Source organism: Klebsiella sp. CN_Kp066 (assembly GCF_040065135.1).
GTDB lineage: Bacteria > Pseudomonadota > Gammaproteobacteria > Enterobacterales > Enterobacteriaceae > Klebsiella > Klebsiella oxytoca.
In genome coordinates, this window is sequence record NZ_JBEAIU010000024.1 from 134,315 (window position 1) to 158,953 (window position 24,639).

The window sequence follows — 24,639 nt, forward strand, 5'->3', positions numbered from 1 at the left end:
CCTTGAAACAGGGGGAGGGGGTACACTGCTTCCGTACGGTATGACAGAAGATACCTCAGCTATCGGCGGGGATAGCGGGGGAAAGGGCTACTTCACTTCCGCCAGCGCGGTTTTATCGACGTAGGGCTTCATCAACGCATCGGCTTCCTTCTGCGCCGCCTGCACCGCGGCTTCCGGGGTAACATTGGCATCATTGACCACCGCGGCCAGCTGATTTTCCATCGCCTTACGCACGGCAACGGTCTCCCAGGTGGAGTACCATGGGTGGGCATACTTCAGCTGTTCGAGGGCGATAGCCGCGCGCGGATCCTGCTGCAGATACGCCTTCATTTCCGGCGTATCGTAGGCGGCCTTACGCGGGGAGAAGTAGCCGGTAAAGCGACTCCAGGCGCCGTTGACCTGCGGGCTCACCAGATACGTCAGGAACTGATACGCCGCTTTTTTCTGCGCGTCGTTGATGCCTTTGAAGCTAACCAGGCTGGCGCCGCCGATCGGTACCGCCCGCTGCTCTTTAGCCGGCAGCATCGCCACGCCCAGCTCAAAATCTTTGCTGTTCTCGCGCATAAAGCCCAGCGCGCCGGTGCTCAGCATCGCCATTCCGACTTTGCCGGAGAAGAAGCTGGCGCCGATCTGTTTCGAATTCAACACCCCGGAAGGCATCACTTTGTCTTTATAGACCAGGTTCTGCCAGAAGCGCAGGGCGCCGATGGTGGTTGGCGTGTTGTAATAGACTTCGCCCGGATAGTCCTCGTTAAAGTATTTCCCACCGTTGGCGCGCACCAGCGCCGAGAAGATCCAGCCGCCGTAATCATCGTTGGTCGACGGCAGCATGATCCCCCACTGGCCTTTGCTTTCGTCGGTCAGCTTTCTGGCATCCGCCAGCAGCTCAGCCCAGGTTTGCGGCGGCTGTTTGATCCCGGCCCGATCGAACATCGTTTTGTTGTAGTAGAGGATCGGCGTCGAGTTATGGAACGGGATCGCATAGGTGGTGCCCATCACCTGGGCGTTTTTATGCATTGCGGGCCAGAACGCCTTCACCAGAAAATCCCCCGCTTTTTGGTCGCCATACTGGAACAGTTCGTCCATCGGCAGGATCTCATCTTTCAGCGCCAGATCGGTGGTGAAGTTGGCGGACATAATCACCAGCGCGGGCGGCTGCCCGGCTTTCTGCGCTGATTCGGCTTTGATCTTGGTGGTGTCGTAGTTGCCGGTAAAGATCCCGCGCACTTCGACATCCTGCTGCGACTCGTTGAATTGCTTAATGACGCGGGTCATCTCCATGGTCAGCTTGCCGTCCACCGGCGCCGGAAACATGAAGTCGATCTTCTCTTTCGCCAGCGCCGCGCCGCTCAGGGCAAGGCTGAGCCCAACCGCGAGAGCGGTGAGAGGTTTAAACATGGTCTGTCTCCATCAGTAAATTATGCTGTTTCTCAGCATGAAAAAGATGCACATCGGCAGGTGAAAAGCCGAGGATCAGCGAATCGCCTTTCTCCGGCACCGCGCCGCGATGGCGACGGCTAAAGCGTAAGGTGCCGGCGGGGGTGCTGACGTGGAGCAAATAATCGGCTCCCATCAGTTCTCGTTGCAGCACGGTGGCGGGCAGGCGCAGATGGCTCTCCTCCACGCGGTCGCTGATATGTTCCGGGCGAATGCCTAACCACACTCGGGATTCTTCACGGTAGCGCGGCGGCAGCGGATAGCGCAGCTCACCCAGTAATACCTCACCATCAGCGCAGGGCAGCGAGAGCAGATTCATCGCCGGAGATCCGATAAACCCGGCGACAAACAGGTTGGCCGGGTTGGCGTACAGATACTCCGGTCGCCCGACCTGCTGTACGTGGCCGCCGTTCATCACCACTATGCGGTCGGCCATCGACATCGCTTCCGTCTGGTCATGGGTGACGTAGACGGTGCTGGTTCTGAGCTGCTGGTGGAGGTCCATAATGCTGTCGCGCACTTCGCTACGCAGGCGGGCGTCGAGGTTGGAGAGCGGCTCATCCATCAGGAACAGGCGCGGATTGCGCACAATCGCCCGCGCCATCGCCACCCGCTGCCGCTGGCCGCCGGAGAGCTTCGCCGGTTTGCGATCGAGCAGGGTATCCAGCTGCAGCATCTGCGCGACTTTATCCACCCGGGGCTGCCAGCTGGCCTTCTCCTCTTTGCGCACCTTCATGCCGAAGGTGATGTTGTCGCGCACCGACAGGTGCGGAAACAGCGCATAGTTCTGGAAGATCATCGCGAAATTACGCTCTCTGGGCGACATGTCGGTGATGTTCTCATCGTGCAGCCAGATCTCCCCCTCGCTGACCGGCTCCAGCCCGGCGAGCAGGCGCAGCAGGGTGCTTTTACCGCAGCCGGACGGGCCCACCAGCACCACGAATTCCCCTTCGCGAATATCCAGCGACAGGGCGCTGAGGGCCGGTTTACCGTCAAACTGTTTACTGATGTTTTGCAGACTAAGCATGGCGTTTAGCAATCTTCCGTTGGGCAGCTGATATTTTCGTCGTACATCCAGGGGCCGGCGTAGTGGGTCAGAGGATGCTGATAGCTCACCCACTGCTCGTCGACCTGGCGATGCATCAGGCACGACGCCGGAGAGAGGTCGTAGTACGGTCGGGTATCTTCATAAAAGTAGGGTACCTGGTGGACGGTTCCCGGGATGGTGGAGATGATTGCCTGGCGATACTGGGTCATGGTCAGGCTGTGGTTATGGCCGCAGAAAATGCGCGTCAGCGACGGGAAACGCTCAACCAGCGCCAGCAGACGATGGCCGTTTTCGCAGGCGATAGGATCCATCTGCGCATTGCCCAGCGGCAGCGGCGGATGATGCATAAATACCGTCGCCGGTTTATCGCCGCCATCAAACAGCTGGGCTTCCAGCCATTTGATGGTTTCCTCGGTCAGCCAGCCTTTCGACGTACCCGCCCGGCTGGAGTCGATAAACAGCAGGCGAGTGGCAAAATCGTCTACCGCGTAGTGCATGTTTTGCGCGTCGCGGCCGAGCTGCGGGCACAGCGGATGCAGGTACTCCAGAAACAGCGCTTTATCGTCGTGGTTGCCGGGAATGAGATACAGCGGATAGTTCAGGCTGCCGAGGATCTGGCGGGCGACCTCATACTCTTCCGGGCGGCCGCAGTTGACGATATCGCCGCTCACCACCACCGCGTCCGGAGGCTCCTGCAGGGCGTTCAACTGGGAGACGACGTCGGCATTGGCGGCGTTGACGTCAATAAAGCCGTACAGCTTCTGGCTGCGGCTGCGGAAATGGGTATCGGAAATTTGCGCTAACAGCATGAAGAGCTCCTTATTTGATCCCGGAGAAGCCGAAGCTTCGCAGGAACTGTTTCTGGAAGAGGATAAACGCCAGCATCAGCGGCAGGCAGACCATCAGCGTGCCGGCGCCGATGATGCCCCACTGACCGCCGGATTCGGCGCCCATGGCGAACGAGACCAGCCCCACGGTCAGCACCTGTTTGTCCGGGTCGTTCAGCATCATCAGCGGCCACAGATACTCGTTCCAGTGGTAGGTAATGCTGACGGTGGCGAAGGCCAGCACCGACGGCCAGGACATCGGCAGCAGCACGCGGAACAGCACCTGCCACCAGCGACAGCCCTCCATCAGCGCCGCCTCTTCCAGCTCTTTGGGTATGGCCAGAAACGCCTGACGCATCAGGAACACGCCGAACGCCGAGGTGAAGTAGGGCATCATCACCCCGGTGAGGGTGTTGAGCAGGCCGAAGGTTTTCAGGGTCAGCATGTTCGGCACCATCATCACCACCGGCATGATCATCAGCTGGACGAGGAACATCAGGAACAGCGTCTTCTTGCCGCGAAACTCGTGGCAGGCGAAGACGTAGCCGGCGGTGGTGATGGTCAACAACTGCACGAAGAAGGTGCCGAAGGTGAAGATAAGGGTGTTGGCGTAGAGGCTCAGCCAGTCGGCGCTGGCCCAGGCATCGCGGAAGTTATCCAGCGTCAGCGGCATACGGGGCAGCAGCGAGGCCATATCCTCGCCGAAGGTCGTGGCGCTGAACGAGGTCGCCAGCATCCATAAAAACGGGCTCATCCACAGCAGCGCCAGGCAGCACATTAATACCGTGAGCGTAAAGGGCTGCGAGCGGCGCAGGCGCAGCCAGAGCGGGCGCGATGCGCTGTGCGATCGCAGCGCCAGCGGCGAGATTTCAGCGCTCATAGTGCGCTCCTTTCTCCAGCAGTTTGAGGTTAATCAGCGAGAAGGCAAACAGCCCGGCCAGCGTCAGGAAGGTGGCGGCGGAAGCTTTACCTAAATCATGGGTGTCCCAGGCGAGGTTCTGGATGTAGTAGAGCAGCACGGTCGTGGCGTTATCCGGCCCGCCGCGGGTCATTACCGCCACGTGGTCGATCTGGGTGATGGAGTAGATCAGCGCCGTGGTTATCACAAAGCTCAGGGTCGGGCGCAGCAGCGGCAGCGTGACCTTAAAGAACACCTGCGTGCGGGTGGCGCCTTCCACGATCGCCGCTTCGCGCGTGGAGGCCGGGATGCTTTGCAGCCCGGCGAGGAAAAACAGCATGTAGTAACCGGCGAACTTCCACACGCCAATCAGCGCCAGCGCCAGCAGCGCGCTATTGCTGCGCCCCAGCCAGTTGTTGTTCATCGGGCCGAACAGCTTCGCCAGATAGTGGTCGAGCAGGCCAAGGCCGGGCATAAAGATAAACAGCCACAGCGCGGCGGCGCTGACCATCGGGATAATCATCGGGAAGAAGAAGGCGGTGCGCAGCCAGCGGTTGACGCGGTGATTCTCGGTCAGGGCGACCGCCAGCAGTAGGGCGAGGGTCACGCCCGGTACCACCGTCAGCAGGATATAAAGCAGGTTATTCACCAGCGACTGCCAGAAGACGTTGTCGGCGAACAGACGACTAAAGTTCTCCAGCCCGACATACTGGCCGCCGTCGCTGACCATGCGGGTATCGAACAGGCTGTCATAAATCGATCGCCCGAGGGGAAACCAGGTAAACAGTAATAAAAACAGCAGGGAAGGCGACAGTATCAGCCAGGGAAGCCAGGTTTTTCTCATGGTGGCGGACGTCTCATTCAGGCGTTTGTAGAAGCCCGGATTGTGAGAAGGATTGACTGCAAACGTATGGCGGGGAGATGACGGTTTAATGACCAGGGAAACAAGCGCCGGGCAGACGGGCCGCCCGGCATCACCTCGGCCAGTGGCGTTCAGGCCGCGCGGCTGCGGCCTGAAGCATGATGAGGAACGATCAGAAGTCGGCTTTCAGCACCACGCGGTAGCGGGCCTTGCCCTCGCGAACGTGCTTCAGCGCCTCGTTGATCTGCGACATCGGGAACAGCTCGGTGGTTGGCGCGACTTTGCTGCGTCCGGCAAATTTCATCAGCTTGCGCAGCTCGGACGGGTTGCCGGTGGCCGAGCCGGAGATGCTGCGGTCGCCGCCAATCAGGGTAAAAGCGGGGACCGGGAACGGCTTCATTACCGCGCCGACGGTGTGGAAGTTGCCGCCGTACGCCAGCGCTTCAAAGTACGGCTGCCAGTCGAGATCGACGGCGACGGTGTTGATAATCAGGTCGAACTGGCCGGCCAGTGCCTTTAAGGCTTCGGGATCGCGGCTGTTCACCACGCGATCGGCGCCCATTGCCAGTACTTCCTGCTCTTTCGCCGGGTTAGAGCTAAAGGCGGTGACTTCCGCGCCCATCGCGTGCAGTAGCTTGATGGCGATATGGCCGAGGCCGCCAATGCCGATGACGCCGACGCGGCTGTTCGCCGTGACGTGATGCATCAGCAGCGGTTTGAAGACCGTGATGCCGCCGCAGAGCATCGGCCCGGCGGATTCGAGATCGACGTTTTCCGGCAGCGGGATCACCCATTGCCAGTCGGCGCGCAGCTTATCGGCGAAGCCGCCGCGGTTGATGATGGTGGGCACCGAGCCTTCCAGACAGTTCACGTGGTTGCCGCTGATACAGGCGTCGCAGTGGCCACAGCTGCGCGCCGTCCAGCCAATGCCGACCTTCTGGCCAACCTTCAGCCCTTTATCCTGCGCCGCGCTGCCCAGCGCCGCCACCCGGCCAATCACCTCGTGACCGGCCACCAGCGGATAGCTCGACATGCCCCATTCGTTGTCGATCATCGACAGGTCGGAGTGGCAGATTCCGCAGTACTCCACCTGCACTTCGACATCTTCCGGCTTGAGGTCGCCGGCATCGTACTCCCACAGCGACAGATCGGCGCCCGCTTCTTTGGCGGCGTAACTTTTAATAGTGCTCATGACAGTTTCCTTGGGTTTGGCGTAGTTAAGAAGGAAGTGTAGAGCATGGGGCGAGGGGACGCTTGGCAGAAGGAGGGGGGAAGGAGGGGTATAGAGGAGGGAAAAATGTGCCCTGAAGAGGCTAACCCACTGAGCCGATGAAAAATTCATCACTTGGTGGCAGGTGAATGCAACGTTGCTTGCATGGCAGCGTATGACAGGTATAATCCAGAACGTTTTCCGTATCCTTTCCGTGCCGGAGTGGCGAAATCGGTAGACGCAGTTGATTCAAAATCAACCGTAGAAATACGTGCCGGTTCGAGTCCGGCCTTCGGCACCAAGTGATGCAATAATTAGCTGCCTAAGGGTGGCTTTTTTTGTGTCCATTTCCGTCCAGATTCGTCCATATCCGTCTGTAATTCAAAGATAATTTATTTTTCGGTAATAACCATTTTTAATGTGTGGCCTTTCCGTGTTGGTCATTTTTCATCCATTGACATCCACACGATTTGGGGGCCAAATTGGGGGCTTAGACGTAGTTCGATAATAGTGAGGCCCCCAAATGGCACTAACAGATCGCGCTATAGTCCACGCCAAGCCTTGTGGCAAGCCGTATAAGCTCAGTGACTCGCATGGACTTTACCTGCTGGTTAACCCTAACGGTTCAAAACGCTGGTATATCAAGTACCGCTTTGTAAACAAAGAGAAAAAGCTCGCTTTAGGCCCTTATCCGCTTTTGACGCTTGCACAGGCAAGACGCATGCGTGAAGAGGCCCAATTACTGCTGATTTCCGGCATCGATCCGAGTGCACACCGAAAGGCTGAACGCCTTGCTGTAACGCCGGAACATACGTTTGAGTCCGTAGCACGCGAATGGGTCTCCAGCAACGTGAACTGGTCGGCGGAACATAAGAAGCGGGTGCTGCGTTATTTCGAGCTTTACGTATTCCCTACGAACGGCAGTTGCGACATCACCAAAATGAAGGTTAAAGACCTGCTGGTACCCATCAAAGAGGTGGAGAAAGCGGGTAAACTGGATGTTGCTTCCCGGCTTCAGCAGCGCACTGCCTGCGTGATGCGCTACGCCGTCCAGAACGGCATTATCGATCATAACCCTGCATCAGATTTAACCGGCGCGGTTTCCACGCCCAAAGTACGTCACCACCCTGCATTAGATTTGAATCTTATCCCTGATTTCCTGGATAGAATCGACGATTACAAAGGCCGTCAACTGACTCAACTGGCGGTAAAGCTGGCGCTGCTGCTGTTTATCCGCTCCAGCGAACTGCGCTTTGCCCGCTGGGATGAGATTGATCTGCGTAACGCCATGTGGACAATCCCCGCCGAGCGTGAGCCGATCCCCGGCGTTAAATATTCAGCGCGTGGGGCGAAGATGCACTCCCCACACTTGGTCCCATTGTCGCGTCAGGCCATCGAACTGCTGCACGAGGTGCGGCAGCGTTGCCGACCGGGAACTGAACTGGTATTCCCCGGCGATCATAACTACCGCAAACCGATGAGCGAAAACACCATCAACAAAGCGCTGCGGGTGATGGGCTACGACACCCAGAAAGACGTCTGCGGCCACGGTTTTCGCACTATGGCCTGTAGCGCGCTGGTGGAGTCGGGCCTGTGGTCAAGCGACGCGGTAGAGCGCCAGATGAGCCATCAGGAGCGCAAGCGCGTGCGGGCGGCGTATATCCACAAGGCGCAGCATCTCGAAGAACGTCGGGAGATGATGCAGTGGTGGGCGGATTATCTGGATGCAAACCGGTTCAGGCACGTTGTGCCGTATGGCTTCAAAAAGTCGCCGGGAGGCGCACTCGACCATATGAGTTTCCAGGAGCGCAATGACCGGCAGCTAGAGGAGCTGAAAGCCAGAATACTGGCTGACTCGGAATGGCTGACGGCGTCTGAATTATCCGCAAAAGCGGGCTTTCGTTCCGCCGATCCTGATGCTGGCCCGAAAGGCTGGAAAGCCGCCGGGAAGATATTCTCGCTGAAGGTCGATGGTGAGGATTTGTACCCGGATTATGTTCTGGATGAGAAAATGAGGCCCCTCAAGGTTGTCAGGCTGATTCTCTCGCTGTTCAAAGAACGTAAGACCCCGTGGGGGCTAGCAATCTGGTTCGGCTCGGCAAATCGCAGGTTGAGAGGAGGGAAGCCGAAAGATTTGCTGATTTCGAAGTCAGAGTTGGTTCTGATGGCGGCGCAGGATGAGGTGGAGTCGGGGGAGTAGGAATGATGGTGGTATTTAGTTATTACTAGATTTGGGCTGTTTTTGCTGGGGGGTTGACAACAGGAACAATTGAATGAGTTCGAATTCTTTGATTTGAAAATCATTAAACGTTGCAAAAGATTTGGCCTAATTGTTTCTGTTGTTGGATTATTTTTACAGATTAATAAAAGTCGAGAATTCATTTTGTTGAAGCAAATCTTTCTTTAAGAATAAATACTTATTAAATAAGAGTGAATAAATATTTAGAATATTCGGTGTATTTATTATTAGGATGCTTGTATGGCCCTCTAAGGATCTCTGGTAATATTATATTTGCCGAGGTTTTTTTATTCTGAGGCAGTATCAAAAAAATATTTAGATAAAAGCATTTGAAATATTTCTATTAAATTCTTGGCGCTTTTTTATACATATGATATTATTTGGTTTTAGTGTCGTTACAATCACCTTTGGATATTGATTTCTGCACTATTATGAAGAGGGTATTTTAGTTCAAATTGTACAAGGCTTATTGGCGTGGTTAATTTATGGACAATAAAATGGAAATCTTTTCGTGGGCAAATTTCGGAAATGTTCTAACTTGGTTGTCAGTATTTGCATCGATCGTTGGTGGCATATACACAATCTTGGTATATATCAGAGTGGCAGATATAGAAAATAAATATCTCGTTAAAGTTAGACTTCCTGAACTGATTTCAAAGCTTCAGGATCAAAATAAAGATTTACCAAAACTTCTTTCTGAATTTGAACAAGACAATACTAGTAATAAGAAAAAAAGCGCAGTATCCGCTTCTGTTCACTCAACAATAATAATATTGGAAGATGTTAAACGGAAGTTGGAACTTGATAAAAATCAGTTTAAATATTCAAGCCCTCCAATATCAAAATGGTTACTTTCAGTAACAGATGAAAAATTATCTAGAATGCTTAGCTCCAGACATCTCGACATTGAAGGATTATGGGGAATCCAATCAGAGTTAAGCAGTGTAATTATGCACTTAGAACAAATAAATTTAGATTTAGGATGGACGAGATCATGAGTGATAATATTATACAGTTGATCACGCAATTAAATAGATACACCTTGAATGGAAGTATATCTTGGAGGAGGGATGATGCTCCTTATAATATCATTCATGGTTCGGATTCATATATACCTCTATTTTTTAGCGTTAATTTCAATGGAACTAAGTTTGGGATCTATGAAGAGAAGTATAGATATTACACAGATGTCGATGAGTTTTACTGGACGTCTCAAATCGTTCTTTGCATCCTTGATGATAATAATCTTGAGGTATGGAAGTATAAAGAAAGATTTTCTGTCCTTAATGACCTTTTTGATAATGTTAGGTATAAGCAATCAGGGATTGAAGATATTTTAAGCAAGCTCCCAAAAAAATAAGTGTATAAAGCAGCTTTGAAAGGAGCTGCTTTTATATGAATTTCTTATTGGTTCCTAGAATATAAATCTCTATGGATTTTATTCATATATCATCTAATGTTAATATGGTTTTCAATCTAATTGACTTAGCTTTGTATGATAAAATGATTATCAATACAATAAGATATTAATCATGCCTGCTTCAGCTATCACATCGCCATTAATGTCAGGTTTTGCTAAGGTCATCATTAGTTCTGGAAAAATCTGAGCTAACACTAATTAATACACTTTACTGATTCAATTCCTGAACTAACCTGGTGTTGATATACAGCTTTTCTCGACCAACGCTCATTTCTTCCAGCACGCCTATCTCGACTAACTGTTTGAGATACGCTGATGCCGTCTGGCGTTTAGCGATACCTCGTTCAACAAGGTTATCGATCCGGCAATACGGTTGCGCATAGAGCACCTGGATGAGTTCATAGGTATATATTTTTGGTAGCTTCTCACGTACATACTCGGTCGTTTCTGCCATCAATGCCCGAACAACCGCAATCTTGTCAGTCGTCCATCGGGACGTGTTTTCTACGGCCTCCAGCATAAATAATATCCACGATTCCCAGTCTCCTTCATCTGTTACCCTACGCAAGAGCATGTAATAATCACTACGTCTCTCCAGAATAAAGCGGGACAGGTACAGGATAGGCAGTGAAAGTAATTCATTTTGAATCAGGTAAAGAATATTCAGGATACGACCTGTTCGCCCATTCCCGTCCGGAAAAGGGTGGATGCACTCAAATTGATAGTGTGCAATAGCCATTTTCACCAATGGATCTAAATCATCATCGCCATGTATGAACTGCTCCCAGTTCGCCAATAAGTTACGGATAGTATCTTCACCCACCGGGGGCGTATACACCACGCTGTTATTCTGATCGCGCAGTACCGTGCCCGGTGTTTTTCTTATATCGGTCTGAACTGCGCGTAATTTGGTGCAGATAGCGATTGCTGTGTTTGTGCAAAGTGGATAGATCTCAAGATGGGTATAACCATCATAAAGCGCCGTACGATAGCGCAATGCTTCTTTGGTTGCTGGATCTGCTCCGTCTGCACGATCAGCATACTGAAAGAGCTGATCGCTGGTCGTTACGATGTTCTCAATGCGTGAGGAATCTTTCGCTTCCAGCATCGGAAGAATGTTAATCAACAATTCCTGGTCGGGGATCAACTCACCCGCTGTTTTCAGCTCTGCAATTGCCGCACGCGCATTTATACACGCTTTTAGTACATTGCGAGTTTCAATTTGCTGCAGATCAGGCGGCAGTTTTGGCAGATCGTTGTAAGGGGCTTCGGGATTCCAGTTCATATATTTATAAAAACCGATTTCATCGACATATAGACATCATATGTCGATGCTATAAGCATGTCACGGCATCATGTTTAAAAAATCGTGTTTTATCGACATATCGCCGCAACGTGTCGATGGCATAAACATGTTTTGGCTATATGTTTAAAAAAATGCTTTTTATCGACATACCCTCAGACGCTTGGCGCAGGCTATCTGGATTTGCCTGGGAAGAGACTTCACTACCTGAGATGTATCGACCTTTAAATGAGGTTACTCGGCGACCTTGCAACTGCAAAAAATGCCCCTATTTCATGGCAAATTAACCGCTAAATTCTAGCCATGGAGGAAACTACCGATGTTACCCCGGACACACCGCCAGCTCGTAAGCGTTGAAGTGATGTGGCCTGCTCAGACGCTACCGCTTCCCCTGCAACAGGTAGTCGAAGCATTGAATCAGGGCGAAACGCCCGATCAGATTATTATCCGCATGAACCAACAGGGGCTGCTGGCGTGGCGCGAATACGCATTCGAGCAGGATACACACGATGTCTTTCAGGTGCGGCTGGACAATCAGCATGAAGCGCGGTTTCTCTGCCGCTACGTTACGCTGCCGCTGCACTGATGTCCGTATCCCGGTAACGCGAAATTGAAGAGTGCTGTTTATCCCCGGATAAATTAATATGCTATAAAATAAAGAGTTAGCATATGTCGTTTCAGGGATGATGAGTTGTAAATGAAGAAGAAACTGCCAGACCAGCTTACCAGGGAATGCATTATTGCGGCTATGCGCGCCTATGATGAAGGTGTACGCCACCAGTTCAGCGAGTCCCGGCTGTATGATGTGATCTTTGAAGGGCGCAGTTATCCACCGAAAGCTATAGTCGGTATTGCTGCTTCAAATATGACAGGCGTTGAGTTTTCCCCTGAAGATTTTAGTGGTGGTATCAAGTCGAAATGCGTCAAGTTGCTTACCGATCAAGGGTTTCAGATCGTTGAGAAAAATTTGGGTAACGAGCAGCCTGCCATCAGTATTTTTCCTGATGAACTGCCGCCGCAGAGCGTATTTAATGAAGGTGCAGCTACGCAGGTAACGGTTAACCGCTATGAACGCGACCGCAAGGCCCGCCAGGCCGCATTAGCCTGGCATGGTTGTCTGTGCAGAGTATGTGGTATTGATATGATGAAGGTGTATGGTGAGATAGCAAAAGGTTTTATCCATATACATCACCTGATTCCGCTATCAGACATCAAAGAGAATTACTCTCTGGATCCCAAAAAAGATCTTATTCCCGTCTGCCCTAATTGCCACGCCATGTTGCATCGGCGTAATCCGCCTTTTTCGCCTGAAGAATTGAAATCAATTATTGAATATCATGCGGCTCTTTAGGTATTAAAGCCCATTCGCTGTAGCTCGGTGGAAGAGAGTATTTTGATATAAATTGCTATTCGCGCAGCAACTTCAGCCACGGATTATTCACCGGCACTTTCTCCCCCAACACCTGCTTCGGATCTTCCATCAGAAAACCTTTCAACTGACTACTTTTCTTTTGTGGAACCCGAACCTCGCAGATCCAGATAAAACTGTCATCATTACAGCGCAGGGCAAGCCCTGACTCCTGAAACATTCGCTGTGCCAGTTTCCAGCCGTCGCCGGTATCGCCTGTAGTTTCTGCTGCGTATGTCTTAAAGATCCCCGGCGAAATCAAGAAAAGATGGTTTTCCACCACATGTACCTTGCCGTTCCGGGTATTCACCGTGCCTGAAGGGTTGGTGTGGTTCTTCAGCCACTGCAGGAAATTGTTATTGTCACCAAGCCTCGGGTCGTCTGCTATCTCCGGCAGCGGTTGAGTGGGAGCGCTAAGTTCAGGGACGGGTTCAGCTTCGCTTACCGGCGTCACATCACCGGCAAAACAGGCGGGACGTTGTTCGCCAGGTTCCCATATTGCAGACGGCGTCAGGCGCAGCAGCGTCAGCGGTTCAACGGGCGACCAGCCCTTATCCGATCGGATAATGCAGCGCCAGATCGCTTTATCCTCATTGGCAACGATAAGCTGGTGCGCCAGCAGTTCGTCAAACAGGCGGTTATTATTTTCCGGCACGCTAGATACGCCATGCTGGAGCAGCCAGGCGCGTACCCGGTCGGCGGTGGTTTTGCTGATCAGCCACAGCGCATCCTCCGTCAGCCAGCCATCAGATCCGCATTCGGGATTATTGAGCCGGTACTCGTTCTGTACCAGCGACCGCAAGGCGGAAAGAAGCTGCTGGGGGAAGGACGAGGGCTTTTGTGCCAGCGCGGTTTTGATATTGCCGCCGAGGTATCGGGCGACAGAGGCTTTATCGGCCTGCTGCACCAGTTCAGCCAGCGCGCCAGCCCATTCGTAGTGTCCGGTGAGCTGATAAATCAGGGACGCAAAAGCCGTCGGGTATCCGGCCAGCCAGTCCAGTAATGGCGAGGATATCAACTGATTAATCAGCATTGCGCCAGCGGCAGGATGTAGATGATAGTCGCGACCGTGGCTCTGGTACTGCCAGCGATAAGGCTTTGCCAGATTACCCTGCCACGGATGCCAGCGGGTGCCATCACGTTGATGAATCTCCATATCCACGGCGATTTTTCCCGTATCGTGCAGCAATGCCGCGCATACTACCGCGACCGTCCATGCGCTGGCCTGCCGGGCCTGTTCTTCCGCCCCCGCTTCTGGTGGCAACAGGTAACCCTGGCGCAGTCGAATGGCGTTGCAGGCAACCTCCAGCGAATGATCCAGTAGCCCACCGGGAATGGAATGGTGATGACTTTGTGAGGCGGGTAGCAGCTGTACCAACGCGGCGAGGCGATGAATCGCCGTGAGGATCCAGCTATCATATAGGGTATCCGGCAGCGGGGTCAGTTGCCGTAACTGCTGCAAACAGGACTGGCGTAACGGTGTTGCCAGCAATCGCTCTGCGGATTGTGGCGCAAACCAACCCTCCGGCAGCGTAGCGTCTGGTGCAGGTGGCTGGCTCTGGGATGGTCTTTGTAGCCACTTCAGCATATTTCTCCTTTTCGGGCAGGCCCCTTTGCCCTTGTCGCCCTTCCTTTGCAGTGTCTCCCTTTGGGCCTTTTGTTAGTAGTATATTTTTGCTGTCAACAGGGAATAATTAAGCATTGCTTGTATATCAACCGGGATATATGTCCAGATTTAATTCTATTCAGTGTTATTTATTAAGTCATATGAGGAGGCGAGGATTTAGATTGTCTTACTAAGATGATTAATTCAATAGTAATAATAGAAAATAAATTAACTCAAGGGTTGTTGATATTTTATAAATAATTTTGTCTTTTATGAAGTTAGTAATTATATTAACTCTAATTTCAAGAGTTTCTTGTGGTTAGCTATATCTATTTATTGTTTTTATCAAAATCAAAATAATCATTCAGATTCTTGTATAATTCTTTTTCATCTATTGGCAAACCATTTTCTTTATCATGATATAGGTGTTCTAGATATAGTTTTGCTTGGTTTTTTCTTAATGTGACACCATTTCGCCCACTACTATCTACTGGGCGGAAATGCAGATTGGCACCTAGGTTGTAAATATCTAGACACTCACCTGCTGTTGTTTTAGCACCAGCTAAGAAACTATATCCAACACAAAATGGATCCGGTTTTATAATTGATTCACCATACATTAATTCACAATCATTAAGTATGTCATGCATCTTTGCATAATCTTTCCATTTCTTGTTCTGAATATAATCTTTCCAGCTTTCGAAGTTATTTTTTATGTTTTCTTTTTTGAAGTATAATAAAAGACACGCGGACCGCTGATCAGTTAAATAACGAGAGGTCAATTGTAGAAGTCCTTCGAATATTTTCTGGTTATTGTATCCAATTTTGGCTTCAATCAGCCATTTGAATCTATCTTTTTCTACAAAAATATCAACATGTCCTCTATTAGATGGTTCACTTTTGGTTTGAAAACCAGCTTTCTCAATAAGGAGTGAAATAGTCGTACTGATTTGCTCCTCCGACTGGTCATAATACTTATCCGCATTACTCTCTATAGATTTGACTGCATTTCTTAAAGTTATAAAAACACTGCGACTGAACTCATCAAATTTTTGAGGGTCAATTAAATCTAGGAAATCATCCAGAACTCCTGAGCTTAGCATTGAGTCAAATACTTCATCCTTTATTATCATTAATCTATTTCCCAATCTCCATCGTCACCTATAATACTTATACTTGTTGTAAAATAGAATGAAAGTCTTTCTTTGAGAACAGGGCATACAAAATGCCCATCTTTTTTTAAACATTCATTGCGATGGTATAAATAATGTTTAAATTCGACTTTAGTTAGCTCTAATTCTTCATTATCCTCTAGAATATACGAATATCGCGGTTCTAATATTTTTAAAGTCTCCCCGCAAAAATATACGGCAATATTTAAACATTTGTTATTATCAGTTTTTGTTATACTTTTGATTTTAGATAGAGGGAAATATTTTATGGAAGGGTTGTTTTCTATAAAATAGATTAGGCGAAGCATCTCCTCCTTGAGTTCTAACTGCAGAACAGGATCATCACTTATTTTCAACTTCGCCTGCTCTAAGTGCCCCATCACTCAGTACCTTTCTCCACTATAGAAGCTAACGAAATGGAATGTGACAGCCCCTTCGGATTATCGATTATAAACCGCTTGCATACAGTATAATTAAAGTTAGCCATTGACTCCAGGCTAATCTGTGTTTTGATTTTAAGTTTGACCTTTGGATCAATTTCTTCCCAACGGACAGTAACTGCAACACACTCAACATCTTCTTTTTCAGAGCCTGCTAAATGATATTCTTGTTCACGTAAACATACATCAACTTCTTTACGACATGTACGAGGAATAGAAATACCATTATCTTTGCTATAAAAAACACAATCAACAACTCGGCCTATTGAACTATTATTATAGATAGTGCTTATAGATTTATTTAGATTTATTGAGTTTGAATCTTTAAGGCTAATGCCATTCTTAGATAATATTTCAACGAAAGTATCTTGTAAGCGAGCCATTTCATTATCTATATCGCGCTTACCAATTTCTGTCGATATTTTAAATTCAATTCTGTTATGCTCTTTAGGAATGAATACAGTATCAATAAATTGTTTTTTTATATCTTCTCTGTAAGAAACTTTTCTTAAGACACCCTGAACCTTTTCAAGCTTTTCAACGCGCTCACTGACTCTACGAGGGGTAGAAAAGAAGAAAATTATACCACTCTTCTTATATTCGATGTGTGTCAAAACAGGGAGTGAGGATACAGTTAAATCTTCTGGACTCACAAAAAGTGGGAAGCACTCGGAGTAAGGTTTACCATCGTATTTAATTTTATTAGCGTTAGCCACTAAGACTGAATGTTCATTTGCTGTAAGTGGAAAAATTTCACAGTAATGTTTACCTAAGAACATTAATGCTTTAGTAATACTGACTAAGTTACTATATGTAGCACGTTCTGAGGCCTTGCGTTTTCCTGAAAATTGTTCAAGGATATTTGAACGAGTCTCTTTCCAGCCTATGCCTGTATCAAAATCAAACCGTTTAAGATAGTAACGCGAATAGTTTGTATCTGAAATGGTTCCAATAACTTCCAGTAATTGCTCAATTGGTAAAGATGAACTGGATACACACGACTCAACCTGAGACATAATCGACTCCACTTTTTCTTTTAATTAAATTATTGAAAGATATGGAAGTCAATAAAAAGATTGTAAATTCTATATTATATTTGTGGATTATAATGATGTATATTTATACAGTGGTTGGCTTTTTTTGTTGTTAAATATAATAAATTAAGTAATTTTTTGTCGACATAAAAGATGCAATTCTCCGTCTATAAATATTTCCTTGCCTTTCATGCTAAAGGAGTTGAAAGTGTGATATGAATCACAAAAATAATCTTGAAAGAGATGTTGCACATAGCTAATGTCGTTGAATGGGGTATTATTAAGTTTTATCTTCCTCTCTTCTATCCATGATATCAAATAGATTGTAGTTAATTCTTGAGTGTATCTTAGGAAGTCATATTTAGTTCGTTCGTGCGAGTCAATCTATGGCTAATCGGTCTTTTTTATTGTACAAAAAAGTGGCCGATCGAAACCGGCCACTCCGTTCCACTTACCACCAGGCATAAAACATCAGCCTGTCTCGCTCAAAATCAAACGTCTCCAGCGTCTCTTTCACCCAGATGGTGACGGCGCGGACATCTTTCCAGTAGTGCTCTCCATAATCGGTATAACCATAGAAAAAGCCATCAATCGTCGGATAAAGCGCGCCGCAGTTATCCGGCGTCAGGCTCTGCAGGTCACTCAGAAGCGCCTGCAAATGTGCTTTGGTGACTTCTAACAGCACCTGGTTGCGCACCAGCCCAACGTGTTTATCCACCCATTTGAGTAACGGGTTCACCTTGCGGAAATAACCCACTCTGGCGTACTGGCTTTCATCGGGCGCGTTTTTTGCCCGTTCGAAAAAGAAGATGTCGAGTCCCATACATTGTTCCTCATTCCCCTTCATACTTCAGGCCGCAGGTGCGTTGGCTTTCCTCGCTCACCCCGGTCACGTAGTTTGTCTACGCTCCCGGGGATTCGCTGCGTCCCCGTCTTCCTGCAACCCGCATGATTTTGGGGAATATTGATGGGGAGCAACTTCCCGGCGGGGAAGACACCCTGTGCGGGTGGGCTGTCAGGCGCTAAGCTGACAGGGTTGTGGTACAGCGTTGAGTAACCATTCACTGGCGTGGCGCGCCATACCGCTGGCGCGGATCACTGCCCGCTTGTCCTGGCGCAGAATATCCAGCCAGTAGCCGATATAGCTGGCGTGCTGGAGCCTGCCCTGAATACCGCAATGGGCGCACAGGAAGGCGCTACCCATCTCCGCCACTAATTCTTCAGCGGCGTAGAGCGCTTCGGTGCGTTCCGCTCCGGCAATACCGGGGCGGTTGAGGCGTGAAGTGTGTCCGGTAGCGTGCGTCAGTTCATGCAGCAGCGTGGCGTAGTACGCCTCGCTGCTTTCAAACTGTTGCGGGTGCGGCATCATCACCAGGTCGGTCGCGGGTTTGTAATACGCTTTCGACTGACGGCGATGGCGCAGCGTCACGCCGCTATTCTTCGCAATGGTTTCGGCCATCTCCACAGGCTTTGTGGGCCGGATAAACGGCTCGGACAGCGACTGCGGCAGGCCGTCACACTGCGACAAGTTAAACAGCCGAAATTCACGAATAATCCCGAAATGCCGCACCTTTGGCTCACCGTCTTTATCCAGCAACGGCTGGCCGAGTGCATCGGTCTCTTCCTGTGTGCGTGGCAGATACAACACCGCCAGAGAAGATTTCTCCCCCCGGCGCACTTGCCCGCCGAGCGCGCTGACCTGATGGAACGTCAGCCAGCGGTCACTGGCGAAGCTCTGCTTGTCGGCGCTGTTCCACAGCAGCGGCACGTTGATGCCGTGATACGGTCGACCGGATAACGCATTGATCGGAAACGGCGGCTCGCCATCGCGCCACGGGCGGATCCACGGCACATTGCCATTCTCCAGCTCAGCAATAATCTGGTCGGTGACTTTCTGGTAGATATCGTTGCTTCTGTCCATTGTGCGATCCTCATGGAAGAAGCCGGAGCTGCCTCCATCCGGAAGCGACTCCGGCGGGGAGAGGTTATGCCTGTTCAGCCATCGAGACCTGCACATAGTGGCCGTGATAGTTGAGCGACAGCGGTAATGCGACAGGGATTTTCATATCGCCCTGCGGCGGCTGGCAGTAGATCGTAAAGGTGACTTTCTTGCGGGACGTCCCGGCGGTGCGCAGGGTCAGCAGTACGGCGAGCAACAGATTGCCCAGCCGTTCTTCCACCTGCTGCGGGTCGGCGGGAAATTCCACAGCGGATTGCCAGACATCAGGGGCGATAACCACCGGCATTAACGACGGTTTTTTATCGAAAAGCGACATGGTGTTTCTCCTGTAAATGAGCAGGGAACACCCTTCGCAGGGCATTTCCCTGCGGGATGGAATGGTACGGGTATCCTGCGCATCTGCGCCGTTCGCGCCTTCCGGATACATGGCGAACTTACTGCATGGCTGGCGGTAGTGTTTTCTGCGCGGGTGATAAAAGGGAGGGGAAAATCATTACCGGGGCTGAAGAGTTTTGTCGTTCCTGAAATGTGAACGCAGGCAGATTGATGCGCACGCATCGCTCAAAAAATGATCTTTTTCAGGCGGATACTGAAACCAGAAAAGCATATGACCTTGAACAGTAAACACAATGACTGGAGGGATATGCTAATGAACCAACAAGATATAAACGCATTGAAGAATTTTGATTTTCTGGCACGCAGTTTTGCCCGTATGCACGCCCTGGGCCAGCCAGTGGATATTGATGCCGTGACCGGCAATATGAGTAATGAACAGCAAGCATGGTTCCGGGAGCGATACGACCACTACCGAAAGCAGGCTGAGCGGGCGAAAGTGATAGAACAGCGGTGATGTAACGAACAACGGGCTTAACGGCCCGTTGCGTATTTTCAGGCTTTGAAAATCTGTTTACGGTGCCAGCCGACATACTGTTCAGCAGGCCACTGCGTTTTGTCATAAGGAAGGAATAACTGCTGGCCGTCCCGGTGCCAGAACAGATGGTCTACCACCGGACTGCGGCTGACGCCGCCGGAGATGCGGATGGTCATACTCTCATCCAGCCCGAACGCCCCCATATCGAACGCGTCATGGTGCAACGTACAGAGCGCCAGTCCATTGTTCACCACGCACGGGCCACCGTACGCTTTCCAGTGAATATGCGCCGCTTCAATACCAACCAGTGCACCATCCAGCCGGAGATCGTAACCACAGAACGCGCACCGTGAGTGGTAAGCGCGAAGAACGATATCCCTGAAACGCGGATCGCGGTTCCTGGAGCGATCGATAAAATCGAATCCCAGTTGGTTGGCCAGGATCCGCTGAATACTTTCCGGGAAGCGATCGGTGAGGATCTTCTGGGCCAACTGGTCGATCAGCTCAGGGTGTGCCAGCAATTGTTGATAAGCCGCCTCATCGAAGCCGCCCGCCACTTGGTTATCAATCAGTTCTTTTTTTGTCGGCTGGGTATTGCCCCTGCGAGGTTTACAGCCTTCCGCATGGGTGATTTCCCAGAAGCCGTCGGTTCTGAGCCGCCAGAAAGGCATATTGGGATAGTCGGTGCGTCGCTTGGGACCAAACTCTTTCAGCAGACGAGTAAGCGGTTCGTGGATCTCGAGGCCGTAGTTAAACAGGCGCGAGTGGCCTGCTTTGTACTGCGACAGTACGTACAACAGCAGCAGCGGTTTATGCGGCGCGCATACGTCACCCTGACGCCAGACAGAGACGTTAGCGATGGCGGATTGCAGCGTTTCAGGAGAGATCATAAGAATGAACCGGGTAACAGGCTGATGTTATTGCGATCATGCTCGCAAAATGCCGTTGACTCAAGGCCAGTTTGTCACAACATCGGGATGAGAACGTCAGGGAATACGTGCTTTACTGACGATCATTTTCCCGACCTGTCCTCCCGCGCTTTTGATATCGCCGACCGCGCTGCCCATCACTCCGGCGACCGTACCGCCGATCCTGACGCCTGCCCACGTTAGCGCGCCCAGCCAGAATGCGGGTAACACCAGGAACATCACCCCCATAATGATATTCACAATCAGATCGTCGGAGGTGTTTTGCAGGCCCCAGAGGTTGAAATACGAGTGAGTATCGCTGTCATACATCATTTGCATCAGCCAGTTATCCAGCCAGCGGGCGAGTTCCCACCAGAAGGTAAGGAATAACAGGGCGAACTGAACAAAGCTCAGCGTGATGACCGTTTTAAGATCCCATGCCGAGAACAACAGGATCACCGGAATACAAATCACCAGCGCCATTTCGAGGAACGCCTGCACCATCGGTAGCGCCTGGCGCACATTATCAAATGCCGGAAACAGGGCGTAGCTGGAAAGCCCGGCACCGACAATCCCGCCGATCCGACTCAAGAACTGCGTCTGGCTCAGATTATCCCCCGCACTCCCGCCAAACCCGTTGTACACCAGCCCGCCCTGTGACACCTGCATATTGCGCTGGCTCACCAGCGAGCGCAGTACCGCCTCTTCATACTCGTCTTTCGACTGCCCCAGTTTTTGTAGTTGCTGCCAGAGCGTGGTATCGACCTGCTTCAGTAGGCGGTTTTTCAGCCCCGCATCACCATCGGACCACCACTCTTTACACGCGGGATAGCCTCCGCCACCTGTATTGCTCAGGCCATCATCGCGGCTGGCGTCATAAGGCCAGGCGGCACGGGGTGAGCGGGAATGATCATGGTCGTAATAGCCAGGCGTGGAGAGGTAAAAAGACGATCCCATCCAGTCCACTTCCCGGCTTTGCTCCTCACTGATATCGCTACCCAGCCGTTTCAGGCGCGTGCGCGATGGCCCATAGCAGTCGTTAACGAAATCCTGTAATTCCTGTGCCAGCGCTGGATCGGCGATCCGGGTGTGCTGCACCTCAAAGCGCAGCTGGCGCAGGTCCGGCTTGCAGGGCAGCACTGCGACGGCGGCGCTGGTGACGCCTTTGCCCAGCGCGTGGGTGAAGTACCACCATACCGGCACGGAAGCGCTCTGACCGCTGAGTTCATTAATCAAAGGTGCATAGCCGGAATCGCCGGGCTGTACCACCGACCAGCCGCACTGCTTCGTGCGCTGGCTGTCGTAGGTGAGGGTATTGATATCAACATTGAGAAACGGTACGCCAGCGAAGAGGATCACCAGCAGGGCGCTGTAGAGCGAGTGCTCCACCCAGACGACCAGCAGGCGGGCGACGTTGCCTTCATCGGCCCCCTGGCCGCGCGCTTTCAGCCACAGGGCAACCAGTTTTGCCAGCAGGGGCAGGGCGAACAACCCGGTAGCGGTCAGCGTCTGCCACACGCCGTTGTTCACCAGCCAGCCGAGCAGGGTGAGCACGTACTCGAAATAGCTGTTGGCGGTCATCGCGGACTGTCCGGCTGCGGGTTATTGAGGTTGTGCAGACGGCGGTCGCTGTCGTCCGGCACTTCCACTGCCTGCCCCTGAAGCTGGTCACGCTGCTGTTTGCGTTGCAGGATCTGGCTCGCGGTATTGCGCGTCAGCGCCTGGCGGAAATCGAGTTCCAGCTTAAGCTGGCTCAGCTCTTCATCCAGCTGGGCGGTGGTTTTGCCTAAGCTGTCCTGCGCTTCTTTGACGTTGGCGATATTCGGTTCGCGCATGCCCGCGAGCAGCGTGCGCCGGGCCAGCAGCGCCTGTTCGGTGACGCGGGCCAGCGCCAGTTCTCCCGCCAGCCGTTCGGTGAGGACGGTGGCGTCCGGATCGTCGCGCAGTGCCTCGACCACGCCGCGGGTCAGTTGCATGGATCCGCCGGAGGCTTTCGCCAGATTGTCGAAACCGGGTTTCTGACTGCCACTAACCAGATCTGTCAGGAGGGGCAGGATCTTCGCCTTTTCTTCGTCGATCAGCGGATGCAGGCCGATCCCCGCCTGCGCGCCGGAACGTGCCTCCGGATCGTCGGTGACCTGCGCTACGCTGATAGTCTGCTCGCCAACCACGCGGGTCATCCATCCGGCGGCCTCTTCAGGGGATGTCCAGGTGCTACAAAGTTCTCCGTCGCATTCGTAGGAGGCAAGAGACATGGTGCTGGTGGCAGGCTGCTGGTTGAGGATATTCCAGCCTGCGGCGGTGGCATCATGGACTACCTTAATCGGCGGCTGGCCTTTGCCGCCTCGCTTTTCGCCACCTATCCAGCGTTTACCCTTTTCGGCAGCCTCTTTTGCCGCTTTCTGGTCGGTGCGGATGGCGTCGCTGTCGCTGGCGGCGAGGGACTGGTAATTCTCCGCTTTGGCTCCGGAAAACCAGGCGGAATCGGCCGCTAAATCGGTCATCTTCTCCGCCATTTTCTGGCAGTTCAGCAGCGACTTATCAAAATCCAGCCGCCCCTGCAGCACGCCGTTGGTCAGCAGATCATAAAGCTGCGGATTGGCGCGCTGGATAATCATCGCGGGCAGGCTGGCAACCGCCCCGGTAGCACTCTGGATGACGTTGCCCATTAGCTGCTGGAAGCCGTCGGTGATGCCGTTGAGTTGGTTACGCACCGTGGTGTTGATGTCGAAATTGCCGCACATCATATCGGCGTTCCAGCCAATGCCCACGTTAAGCGGTGAAGGGCTACGGCGTACCGGAGGCGGCATGACCGCCTCGCCGCCGCCAATCTGATAGTAAAGCAGGTCGTCGACCGCGCCTCGCGTGCGGAAGCTGTAGTTGTCTGCCGCCACGCAAACCCAGGAGAAAAACAGTAAGACTAGGCAAAGGACTCTCATCACCGCCTCCGTTAACCCGTACTGCCGAGGAAGGTTTGCCCCCGGCGCGGACAGCATTTATAGGGCCGCCACAGTGTCCAGGCGTACGCGCCATCCTCCGCCAGCTTGTCGGCGTAGGTGTCGGTGGCGCGGCCATCCGGGAACACCGAACAGGCGGCGGATTTTTTCGGCGTGAGCATTTGCCAGCGATGGTTATCGCTGTCACCTTCGATAACCGGGGTGGGCGGCCAGTACCCGGCGCGCGATGAGGCTGTCAGCGGCGTGTAGATATGCGACTGCCCGGTACGCGTCACCAGATCGGCCACGCGCTGGGCGATAACGGCTGCGGCTTTATAGTCGTGCGTCTGGCTGATGGCTCCGGCGCGCGGGTAGAGATTGCCCCACATATCGCCGTTCTGACCGATTTCCCGCATGCCCGGCGTCAGCGCCTCTGGCCAGGTCATTTCCGGCACACCGCTGCGCCACGCCAGCGTATCGAGTTGACTCAGAAAGTACGGTTGAAAAGGCTGCGATGAAGGTGAGCAGATATAGCCAAACTGGGTGAAAAATTTTGCCAGTTCATCACCCGCCGGGAAGCCGATGGCATCGGCATTCTTAAAGCGAATTTTGCTGTGCTGGTTTGCGGCGCGGGGATGAGTGTCGCCACCGCTTTCAGCAATGCCGGGTAACGCCGGGCTGAGCAGAGACATCTCCGTCCACGGATTCTGCCCGGTGTTGTTGTAAGCCGACACCACCAGATCCGGACGAAAATGGCTGACCTTCACCGACGTGCGCACCGTACAGCCGAACGGCGTGCAGTACAGCCAGTAGCATAGGCCGACAACCCTGTAGTTCACGCAGTCCGGCGACAGGGTGGAAGCGGCAATTTCCGGCGTGGTAATGGCTCTGAGCGGGAAAGCGGCGCACAGCATCAGGGGCAGCAGAAGAGGAAAGCGGTCTGGCATAACGCCTCCGGCAACAGAGTTTTCTTCTGCCGGGTGTAGCGCAATGCTCATACGATCACTGCTGAAAACTGGAACCAGCCCGTGAAAATTGTTGAGTCTGTCATCAACCTTTG

24 protein-coding genes and 1 tRNA gene are annotated in these 24,639 nt (G+C 52.0%); 7 read left to right on the forward strand and 18 right to left on the reverse strand.

The features are described 5' to 3' along the window. Window positions 1–87: 87 nt before the first annotated feature. From ABLV75_RS05940 to ABLV75_RS05965, 6 genes are all read right to left on the reverse strand, one after another. Complete coding sequence (locus tag ABLV75_RS05940; RefSeq protein WP_004108836.1) at window positions 88–1,398, reverse strand: ABC transporter substrate-binding protein; 1,311 nt, start codon at window positions 1,396–1,398, stop codon at window positions 88–90. Next, window positions 1,391–2,464: an ABC transporter ATP-binding protein gene (locus ABLV75_RS05945; RefSeq protein ID WP_163525003.1), complete on the reverse strand. Its 1,074-nt coding sequence runs from the start codon at window positions 2,462–2,464 to the stop codon at window positions 1,391–1,393. Before ABLV75_RS05945 ends, ABLV75_RS05940 begins: the two co-directional genes overlap by 8 nt. Before the next feature lie 5 nt (window positions 2,465–2,469). Then, a complete protein-coding gene (locus ABLV75_RS05950; RefSeq protein WP_348854906.1) occupies window positions 2,470–3,294 on the reverse strand; it encodes a phosphodiesterase in 825 nt (274 codons plus the stop codon). A 10-nt stretch (window positions 3,295–3,304) separates the two neighbouring features. Continuing rightward, window positions 3,305–4,192 (reverse strand): carbohydrate ABC transporter permease, encoded by an 888-nt coding sequence (locus ABLV75_RS05955; protein WP_004108826.1) that lies wholly within the window; start codon window positions 4,190–4,192, stop codon window positions 3,305–3,307. Then, window positions 4,182–5,054, reverse strand: coding sequence for a sugar ABC transporter permease (locus ABLV75_RS05960; RefSeq protein ID WP_023320237.1), 873 nt, complete (start codon window positions 5,052–5,054; stop codon window positions 4,182–4,184). The genes ABLV75_RS05955 and ABLV75_RS05960 overlap by 11 nt, the downstream gene beginning before the upstream one ends. Window positions 5,055–5,244: 190 nt before the next feature. Further along, on the reverse strand, window positions 5,245–6,264 hold the full coding sequence (locus ABLV75_RS05965) for an NAD(P)-dependent alcohol dehydrogenase (RefSeq protein ID WP_004108819.1): 1,020 nt from the start codon (window positions 6,262–6,264) through the stop codon (window positions 5,245–5,247). Between the two features lie 234 nt (window positions 6,265–6,498). Between ABLV75_RS05965 and ABLV75_RS05970 the strand changes: the two genes are divergently transcribed. The 4 genes from ABLV75_RS05970 (at window position 6,499) to ABLV75_RS05985 (ending at window position 9,881) form a co-directional block, all read left to right on the forward strand. Beyond that, window positions 6,499–6,583: transfer RNA gene (locus ABLV75_RS05970), tRNA-Leu, on the forward strand. Between the two features lie 222 nt (window positions 6,584–6,805). Next, window positions 6,806–8,482, forward strand: a complete 1,677-nt coding sequence (locus ABLV75_RS05975; protein ID WP_071992001.1) for an integrase arm-type DNA-binding domain-containing protein — start codon at window positions 6,806–6,808, stop codon at window positions 8,480–8,482. Between the two features lie 536 nt (window positions 8,483–9,018). Next, window positions 9,019–9,519: a hypothetical protein gene (locus ABLV75_RS05980; RefSeq protein WP_057058083.1), complete on the forward strand. Its 501-nt coding sequence runs from the start codon at window positions 9,019–9,021 to the stop codon at window positions 9,517–9,519. After that, the gene (locus ABLV75_RS05985; protein WP_148673297.1) at window positions 9,516–9,881 is read left to right on the forward strand and encodes a hypothetical protein; all 366 of its coding nucleotides are present in this window, start codon (window positions 9,516–9,518) and stop codon (window positions 9,879–9,881) included. Before ABLV75_RS05980 ends, ABLV75_RS05985 begins: the two co-directional genes overlap by 4 nt. Window positions 9,882–10,149: 268 nt before the next feature. Here ABLV75_RS05985 and ABLV75_RS05990 read toward each other — a convergent pair whose 3' ends face one another. After that, entirely contained in the window at window positions 10,150–11,226 is a 1,077-nt protein-coding gene (locus ABLV75_RS05990; protein ID WP_032734445.1) for a Fic family protein, read from the reverse strand. 337 nt (window positions 11,227–11,563) lie between these two features. Here ABLV75_RS05990 and ABLV75_RS05995 point away from each other — a divergent pair, with 337 nt between their 5' ends. Together ABLV75_RS05995 and ABLV75_RS06000 are read left to right on the forward strand one after the other, a co-directional pair. Then, a complete protein-coding gene (locus ABLV75_RS05995) occupies window positions 11,564–11,830 on the forward strand; it encodes a hypothetical protein (RefSeq protein WP_032734444.1) in 267 nt (88 codons plus the stop codon). A gap of 111 nt (window positions 11,831–11,941) precedes the next feature. After that, window positions 11,942–12,595, forward strand: coding sequence for an HNH endonuclease (locus ABLV75_RS06000; protein ID WP_032734443.1), 654 nt, complete (start codon window positions 11,942–11,944; stop codon window positions 12,593–12,595). Window positions 12,596–12,650: 55 nt separating this feature from the next. Here ABLV75_RS06000 and mobH read toward each other — a convergent pair whose 3' ends face one another. The 7 genes from mobH to ABLV75_RS06035 all read right to left on the reverse strand — a co-directional run bounded on the left by mobH (window position 12,651) and on the right by ABLV75_RS06035 (window position 19,180). Next, the gene (gene mobH, locus ABLV75_RS06005; RefSeq protein WP_032734442.1) at window positions 12,651–14,240 is read right to left on the reverse strand and encodes a MobH family relaxase; all 1,590 of its coding nucleotides are present in this window, start codon (window positions 14,238–14,240) and stop codon (window positions 12,651–12,653) included. A gap of 347 nt (window positions 14,241–14,587) precedes the next feature. Beyond that, window positions 14,588–15,391 carry a hypothetical protein gene (locus ABLV75_RS06010; RefSeq protein ID WP_032734441.1) on the reverse strand — a complete coding sequence of 268 codons (804 nt, stop codon included), beginning with the start codon at window positions 15,389–15,391 and terminating at the stop codon, window positions 14,588–14,590. After that, a complete protein-coding gene (locus ABLV75_RS06015; protein ID WP_032734440.1) occupies window positions 15,391–15,810 on the reverse strand; it encodes a hypothetical protein in 420 nt (139 codons plus the stop codon). The genes ABLV75_RS06010 and ABLV75_RS06015 overlap by 1 nt, the downstream gene beginning before the upstream one ends. Beyond that, a complete protein-coding gene (locus ABLV75_RS06020; protein ID WP_032734439.1) occupies window positions 15,810–16,886 on the reverse strand; it encodes a hypothetical protein in 1,077 nt (358 codons plus the stop codon). The genes ABLV75_RS06015 and ABLV75_RS06020 overlap by 1 nt, the downstream gene beginning before the upstream one ends. A 469-nt stretch (window positions 16,887–17,355) precedes the next feature. After that, entirely contained in the window at window positions 17,356–17,727 is a 372-nt protein-coding gene (locus tag ABLV75_RS06025; RefSeq protein ID WP_032734438.1) for a hypothetical protein, read from the reverse strand. 192 nt (window positions 17,728–17,919) lie between these two features. Continuing rightward, window positions 17,920–18,825, reverse strand: coding sequence for a zincin-like metallopeptidase domain-containing protein (locus ABLV75_RS06030; protein WP_032734437.1), 906 nt, complete (start codon window positions 18,823–18,825; stop codon window positions 17,920–17,922). Window positions 18,826–18,889: 64 nt separating this feature from the next. After that, a complete protein-coding gene (locus tag ABLV75_RS06035; RefSeq protein WP_032734436.1) occupies window positions 18,890–19,180 on the reverse strand; it encodes a hypothetical protein in 291 nt (96 codons plus the stop codon). Between the two features lie 333 nt (window positions 19,181–19,513). On the opposite strand from ABLV75_RS06035, the gene glgS reads away from it, so the two are divergent. After that, the gene (gene glgS / locus ABLV75_RS06040) at window positions 19,514–19,714 is read left to right on the forward strand and encodes a cell surface composition regulator GlgS (protein WP_032734454.1); all 201 of its coding nucleotides are present in this window, start codon (window positions 19,514–19,516) and stop codon (window positions 19,712–19,714) included. A 38-nt stretch (window positions 19,715–19,752) separates the two neighbouring features. Here glgS and ABLV75_RS06045 read toward each other — a convergent pair whose 3' ends face one another. The 4 genes from ABLV75_RS06045 to ABLV75_RS06060 all read right to left on the reverse strand — a co-directional run bounded on the left by ABLV75_RS06045 (window position 19,753) and on the right by ABLV75_RS06060 (window position 24,526). Then, entirely contained in the window at window positions 19,753–20,625 is an 873-nt protein-coding gene (locus ABLV75_RS06045; protein WP_265776974.1) for a phosphorothioated DNA-binding restriction endonuclease, read from the reverse strand. A gap of 96 nt (window positions 20,626–20,721) precedes the next feature. Further along, entirely contained in the window at window positions 20,722–22,224 is a 1,503-nt protein-coding gene (locus ABLV75_RS06050) for a conjugal transfer protein TraG N-terminal domain-containing protein (protein ID WP_032734434.1), read from the reverse strand. Then, entirely contained in the window at window positions 22,221–23,582 is a 1,362-nt protein-coding gene (locus tag ABLV75_RS06055) for an integrating conjugative element protein (protein ID WP_032734433.1), read from the reverse strand. Before ABLV75_RS06055 ends, ABLV75_RS06050 begins: the two co-directional genes overlap by 4 nt. Window positions 23,583–23,593: 11 nt before the next feature. Continuing rightward, window positions 23,594–24,526 (reverse strand): TIGR03756 family integrating conjugative element protein, encoded by a 933-nt coding sequence (locus ABLV75_RS06060; protein ID WP_071992002.1) that lies wholly within the window; start codon window positions 24,524–24,526, stop codon window positions 23,594–23,596. Window positions 24,527–24,639: the final 113 nt, after the last annotated feature.